This window comes from Calothrix sp. CBUCES-K 9914, from assembly GCF_059640475.1.
This window is the reverse complement of sequence record NZ_JBXXZH010000375.1, coordinates 1-6,560: the sequence shown is the minus strand read 5'-3', so window position 1 is coordinate 6,560 and position 6,560 is coordinate 1. Positions and strand designations below refer to the sequence as shown.

Sequence of the window (6,560 nt, the reverse complement as noted above, 5' to 3'; positions counted from 1 at the left end):
GAGAATACGAAATTATTTGTTTATTTGTAACTTCGGCTTCGATATCGCTGATTAATTGTTTCGCTTCCGTTATTATCATTATTAGGCGTTGAATTTTTTCGGTAAGATTTTCTTTAGTAGCTGGTTGCGATGTATAACTCGTCCATTTCAGATTTTCTTTATAAATGACCTATCAACTATGGAACATTAATTAAAGATGAAACAGCTTGATAAATGCCATTAAATTTGTAGGTGACAATAGCATTTAATTTTTTGGCGCCACCCATTGAAGAGCGTTTAAAAACAGAAATTACCACTACAAAAAACGGACGACAAGTTACTGTTATTCGTGCTTAGGCTATAGGTAAATATAGGTAAGAAGCTGACTACTTATTTAATCTCTTCAGGATTTATGCCCAATTCTTTTAATCGCGCGGCTAAACGTTCTGTTTTGGCACGCTCAAGTTCAACTGGGGTAGGAATCCAATTTTCTGTTGCATCATACCAGCGCAACCATAGTCGCGGTACACCTTGATAACTACCTTGCCATAATCCTATGCCTAGCTCTAATTCCGGTAGCCAAATTCTCGAATTTGTAATGCTTAATTCTTGGTAACGACCTGCAATATTTTGAAACACTAGTAAATTATCAGTGTAGCGGTCAAATATTATATAGTATGGGATACGGAGAATTTTTTCATATACCTCCCATTTTGTTGGTGGTTGGTTTACCTCCCGTAATGTTTTTCCTAAATCTTCTTTTTCTGTTGCAGGAGAAAGTAATTCTACTACTACGTTTGGGTCTATTCCTTCTTGCCAGATAACATAACTCAAACGCAGTTCTGTTTGTTGATAAAGACGGGAAATTCCTAAAACCGCAAACCAGTCAGGACGTTTGAACCATAAAGTATGGTTGGGGTCGTAGTACAAATTTAGGTCACTGGCAACAAATGTTTCATCTATTGAATAGCCAGGAGGCATAAAAGTATCTTCCAACAGGCGGGATTGCCAAATATGAAACTGGTCAGGCAAGCCAGGTTCCTCCTTTGATTCACTAGGAAGATCGTACATTGTCGGTAGCACTTCTTTTGCAGAACGAGGAGGGTCTGTTTGAAACATACGACTTGATTTAAAACCAACTTCCTCTAGGTTAGCGGATAATGAGGAATTTCTGGTTGTATAGATTTTCGACTGACTTTGATACAACGAGGTGGCGCCTTATACGCCACTACGACAAAAACGGACGTTCAGTCACGCAATCTCTATTCTTCAGGATTTATGCCTAATTCTTTTAATCGCGCGGCTAAACGTTCTGTTTTGGCACGCTCAAGTTCAACTGGGGTAGGAATCCAATTTTCTGTGGCATCATACCAGCGCAACCATAATCTTGGTACACCTTCATAAGTACCTTGCCATAGTCCTATGCCTAGCTCTAATTCCGGTAGCCAAATTCGGGAATTTGTAACAGTTAATTCTTGGTAACGACCTGCTGTATTTTGAAACACTCGTAGATTATCATTATAGCGGTCAAATATTATATAGTAGGGAACGCGCAATATTTTTTCATATACTTCCCATTTTGTTGCTGGTTTATTGACCTCTCGTAATGTTTTTCCTAAATCTTCTTTTTCTGTACCGGGAGAAAGTAGTTCTACTACTACGTTTGGGGCTACTCCTTCTTGCCAAACCACATAACTTAGACGTAATTCGGTTTGTTGATAAAGACGGGGGATTCCCAAAACCGCAAACCAGTCAGGACGTTTGAACCATAGAGTTTGGTTGGGGTCGTAGTATAAATTTAAGTCGCTGGCAATAAATACTTGGTCTTGTGGATAGTTGGGTGGTGTAAATGTTTCTCGCAGTAATTGGGGTTGGAAAACATGAAATTCGTCCGGCAAACCAGGTTCCTCCTTTGATTCACTAGGAAGATCGTACATTGTCGGTAGCGCTTCTTTTGCAGAGCGAGGAGGGTCTGTTTGAAACATACAACTTGATTTAAAACCAACTAATTCTAGGTTAGCGGATATGAGGAATTTCTGGTTGTATAGATTTTCTACTGAGCTTTCCCTATCGAATCAAAAATAGAATAACATGGTTAAAACTCCTACGCCACAAGCGTTGCGGTTTTAAATATACCATTTTTAAAAGTATACCTTAACAGGGGTAGCTTATAGCTGTGTAACGTCTCTACGTGGTGACATAGCGTAGTATTTTGAAATAAGATAGTCAGTTTTTACTTTTTGCTGTATCTTTATTAAAAATGGTAGATGTTAATCACAATTCTCCCGTCATGGTAGTTATCAACAAAGACGGGAGATTTTTATTTGATGCCTCATTTTAACGAATTGCAGGAAACCACTTTGACCATGCATCCCAACTTTGTACAAGGTCTGCTAAAACTTGGTATCCCTTCGCGCGCGGATGTGCTTTGTCGTAGGCGCCTACTTCATCAAACCATACAGTAGATTGTTTGAGTACGGAGAATATATTTAGATATGGGATGTCGAGCGAGTTGCAAGTGCGTGCATAATATTCAGATAGTTCAGCGATGCGAACATTCTGGTCGTTATCTAACATCGGTGGAGGACCGACCATCAACACTGGATACAGTTGTTTTGCTTCGCTCAAAATTTGTCGAGCATTTAAGATAGAATTCAAAAAAGAAACTCGTGTTTTTCCACCTTGAAGAACTGTATCGTTGACACCAAACGAAAATATGACTCTACCGTTATATTCTGGTTGTAAACGGTAAGTGACTTCTGACAACCAACGTTGTTTCAGTGCTTCGCTTGTTTCGCGCCTCACTCCCAGATTGTAGTAAGTAATATCGTAACCTTTTTTATTGGCGCCAACACAAACTCGACCAGTCCAACCCAAACATTCGGGGTCACCAGTACCGTTTACAAATGACTCACCAACAAAGCAAATTCTAACTTCGGGTAGATGTTCTGATTTCACTTTTATATTATAAATTTTTCAAAAAGGGTTAAAACTATCTAAAAATGTAGATTTTACCCATTTGCATTATAGATAAATTATCTTACTTAAATTATTTTTATTTCAAAGCTTTGGGACAATTTATAAATTGTCTATTCTACGAATGTAAAGAAATATAAATTTAGTTTGTAACGATTAACTTATCCGTTACATCTGTTGTATATGTTGCAAATTAGGCGCCTCTAACTAGCTCTTATCTCTGTGAACTCTCGTGGTCTCTGTAGTATAGGTATAAAAAAATTGTAGCACAGGCAGGATGCCTATGCTACATTTGAATTATGAAATTACCGATTGCTTAACCAAACTCAAACTTAGTATCTGTAACCGCCGCCACCTTGGTTAGGTTTGTGAACGATGAAGCTTAGTACTTGACACTGCTTAATGTTATCAAAACCAACAACGCGAATGTAGCAGTTGCTGTATTGTGAGCGACATTGCTGTACTTCACCTAATACTTCTTGGGTGCTACGCGCGTTGAACAAAGGTAATTTCCACATTGTCCAATAAAACTCAGTTGGTTCTGACTGTTCGTTAAACTCAACTGCTGGAATGTAACCTTGGTTAAGAATGTACTGAACTTGCTTGGTAATTTGCGCGTCAGACAAAGGGGGAAGGTAAGAAAGAGTCTCGAAACGACGCTCTTTTGGTAAAGTTTGCATAGTTCTTTGGTGTGAATGGGTATAAATACTTTAATTGGCTGTCAGATTCATTAAATTATCGACTTATGTAAGAAGTCGGAACTATTAAGAATCTTAATCATTGTTTGATTGTTCGGATTCTAGTTCGTTGGCGCCTGGGGTAGACAAACTAATTTGCGTGATGCGTTCAAGATGCTGCTTGCGATGTTCCATGTTAGCTTGCTGAATTCCTGAACGCACCATTTCCGGAAGAAATTCGCTAACTTCTTCGGCAATGTGTTCGCGTACAGTCATTATTCGCAATGCTAACTCAGGCTTTTCGCTAAACAAACTTTCAAGAAATTTTTCCCCATCTTGAACTTTATCGGCTGAAAAGTTGTGCAGCCAATAAGCCAAGGGAGGATTTGTCTCATCGAGTTGTAACAACACTGTTCGCAATGCCTGATACGTTAAGTAACTTTGTAACGTTTTAGCCGTGTCTTTCGCAATTTGTTTTATGTTCATGCCTGACCCCAGCCCATAAGGAGTGATGAGTATAAAGTTCTGAGTGCTGAGTAAACAGCTAATTAAGGGTCTTAGATTTTAAGCAAAATTTCTGTCTAGCATATTACGCACGACCAGAAAACTTACTTCAAGACGTGATGCGCGTACAGACGCGATATATCGCGTCTCTACATCTCAGCACTCAGCACTTTGCACTCAGCACTACTAGACGGTATCCATTGCCTCGAACTCGAACTTGATTTCTTTCCAAAGTTCACAAGCAGCAGCCAATTCTGGAGACCACTTACAAGCTTCACGAATTACGTCGTTACCTTCACGAGCTAAGTTACGACCTTCGTTACGTGCTTGAATACAAGCTTCAAGCGCAACACGGTTTGCTGTGGCGCCAGGTGCATTACCCCAAGGGTGTCCTAATGTACCACCACCGAATTGTAATACTGAGTCGTCGCCGAAGATTTCAACGAGTGCGGGCATGTGCCATACGTGGATACCACCAGAAGCAACAGCCATTACTCCAGGCATAGAAGCCCAATCTTGTGTAAAGTAAATACCGCGCGACTTGTCTTGTTCTACGTAGTTTTCACGTAACAAGTCAACGAAGCCCATTGTTATACCACGTTCACCTTCGAGTTTACCTACAACGGTACCTGTGTGAATGTGGTCTCCACCTGACATCCGCAGAGTTTTAGCCAAAACGCGGAAGTGGATACCGTGGTTCTTTTGACGGTCGATAACCGCGTGCATCGCGCGGTGGATGTGGAGTAATAGACCGTTATCGCGACACCATTTAGCCAAAGTGGTGTTCGCGGTAAAACCTGCGGTCAAATAGTCATGCATGATGATGGGCATTTTGAGTTCTTTCGCAAACTCAGCGCGCTTCATCATTTCTTCGCAGGTAGGAGCGGTAACGTTGAGGTAGTGACCTTTAATTTCACCTGTTTCAGCTTGAGATTTGTGAATAGCGTCAGCTACAAACAAGAAACGGTCTCTCCAACGTTGGAAAGGTTGTGAGTTAATGTTTTCGTCGTCTTTGGTGAAGTCCAAACCACCACGTAGACACTCATAAACCGCGCGTCCATAGTTCTTAGCAGATAAACCAAGTTTTGGTTTAATCGTACAACCTAATAAAGGACGACCGTATTTGTTCAATTTATCGCGCTCTACCTGGATACCATGTGGAGGGCCTTGGAAAGTCTTGAGGTAAGCAACAGGAATACGTAAGTCTTCCAAACGTAATGCGCGTAATGCTTTGAACCCAAACACGTTACCTACAATAGAAGTCAACATGTTTGTTACAGAACCTTCCTCGAACAAGTCTAAAGGATAAGCAACGTAAGCAATATATTGATTGTCTTCGCCAGGAACTGCTTCGATGTCGTAGCAACGACCTTTGTAGCGGTCTAGGTCGGTGAGCAAGTCAGTCCAAACTGTTGTCCAAGTACCAGTAGATGACTCAGCAGCAACTGCCGCACCTGCTTCTTCGGGTGGTACTCCTGGTTGGGGAGTCATCCGGAATGCAGCAAGAATATCTGTATCTTTAGGTGTGTAGTCTGGGGTGTAATAAGTTAATCTGTAATCTTTAACCCCAGCCTGATACCCTGTTTTGCTCTGGGTCTTCGTTTGAGCGTAAGACATATTTCCCTTCCAAGAAGTCACTCAATATTTATCTAGAATTCACGCACGGTGCAAAGCCGCGCCACGATTCGTCACATCAGTAATGCTCGTGCGTAAAACAAGCAGAAACGTGTTGTGTACGGGACTAAACCTGCAATAAATCGTGATTTTAGCGCTTAGTGACAAACACGTGAATGGTTTGTTTACTTATTAACGCTATAACCATCTATTTAAGCAGATAATGGCTCTCTTCTTCGTGCCTGAAAAAAAAGCTTTTTATCTTTTTCTTATCCTCGTCTAAATCAAGAGCTATCACCAGAAAGCAACGCTCTGCGTTGTTGATGAATGAATGCTGCTGTTTTCCGCTGCCATACTGAATCACTTAAGATTACGACCTCGCCCTGATTGCCTTTTTACCTCAAACACGACTCAAACCGATCGGCTCATTTAATTCAGACACAAACAAAAATTCCGTGTACGGAGATTTAGGGGAGTAGTAAGCTAGAGATAAAAATCACACATGAGCGTGAATTGCTACCTGTTACACAAATATACCAATAAATTTATAAGTTATTCTTTGAATCTTCTTAACTTTTATATTTAAATTTTTTATTACATAAAGTTTTAATATTTTTGTTGCGTTTTCGTTACAAAGCCTTTACAAAGTGCATCAGATATGAATTGTATGGTGGGCATTGCCCACCATACGTATATAAATGGTGAAATTTTGGGAATACTGAGAATAACCCGGAGCTTCCATAACATAAAACGGCAATGGGGAGTGTCTCTAAAGGAAAACTGACAGTGGTATTGTTTTGCTTCCGCGCG

7 protein-coding genes are annotated in these 6,560 nt (G+C 40.4%); all 7 read right to left on the bottom strand.

Annotation, left to right across the window (positions count from 1 at the left end):
* Positions 1 to 369 precede the first annotated feature (369 nt).
* Complete coding sequence (locus AC2JBO_RS41660; protein WP_496959493.1) at positions 370 to 1,098, bottom strand: Uma2 family endonuclease; 729 nt, start codon at positions 1,096 to 1,098, stop codon at positions 370 to 372.
* A 143-nt stretch (positions 1,099 to 1,241) separates the two neighbouring features.
* Entirely contained in the window at positions 1,242 to 1,964 is a 723-nt protein-coding gene (locus AC2JBO_RS41655; protein ID WP_496959492.1) for a Uma2 family endonuclease, read from the bottom strand.
* A gap of 352 nt (positions 1,965 to 2,316) precedes the next feature.
* On the bottom strand, positions 2,317 to 2,937 hold the full coding sequence (locus AC2JBO_RS41650; protein WP_496959491.1) for a GDSL-type esterase/lipase family protein: 621 nt from the start codon (positions 2,935 to 2,937) through the stop codon (positions 2,317 to 2,319).
* A gap of 350 nt (positions 2,938 to 3,287) precedes the next feature.
* Positions 3,288 to 3,635 carry a ribulose bisphosphate carboxylase small subunit gene (locus tag AC2JBO_RS41645; protein ID WP_496959490.1) on the bottom strand — a complete coding sequence of 116 codons (348 nt, stop codon included), beginning with the start codon at positions 3,633 to 3,635 and terminating at the stop codon, positions 3,288 to 3,290.
* A gap of 93 nt (positions 3,636 to 3,728) precedes the next feature.
* Positions 3,729 to 4,118, bottom strand: a complete 390-nt coding sequence (gene rcbX / locus AC2JBO_RS41640) for a RuBisCO chaperone RbcX (protein WP_496959489.1) — start codon at positions 4,116 to 4,118, stop codon at positions 3,729 to 3,731.
* A gap of 204 nt (positions 4,119 to 4,322) precedes the next feature.
* Entirely contained in the window at positions 4,323 to 5,753 is a 1,431-nt protein-coding gene (locus AC2JBO_RS41635) for a form I ribulose bisphosphate carboxylase large subunit (protein ID WP_496959488.1), read from the bottom strand.
* Between the two features lie 603 nt (positions 5,754 to 6,356).
* Positions 6,357 to 6,560, bottom strand: a 204-nt coding sequence (locus AC2JBO_RS41630; RefSeq protein WP_496959487.1) for a hypothetical protein, incomplete at its 5' end; no start/stop codon positions are given.

Bases quoted from the DNA above. Each gene is read 5' to 3' on its own strand.
- AC2JBO_RS41660 (WP_496959493.1), bottom strand. From the start codon at position 1,098: ATGTTTCAAACAGACCCTCCTCGTTCTGCAAAAGAAGTGCTACCGACA.
- AC2JBO_RS41655 (WP_496959492.1), bottom strand. From the start codon at position 1,964: ATGTTTCAAACAGACCCTCCTCGCTCTGCAAAAGAAGCGCTACCGACA.
- AC2JBO_RS41645 (WP_496959490.1), bottom strand. From the start codon at position 3,635: ATGCAAACTTTACCAAAAGAGCGTCGTTTCGAGACTCTTTCTTACCTT.
- rcbX (WP_496959489.1), bottom strand. From the start codon at position 4,118: ATGAACATAAAACAAATTGCGAAAGACACGGCTAAAACGTTACAAAGT.
- AC2JBO_RS41635 (WP_496959488.1), bottom strand. From the start codon at position 5,753: ATGTCTTACGCTCAAACGAAGACCCAGAGCAAAACAGGGTATCAGGCT.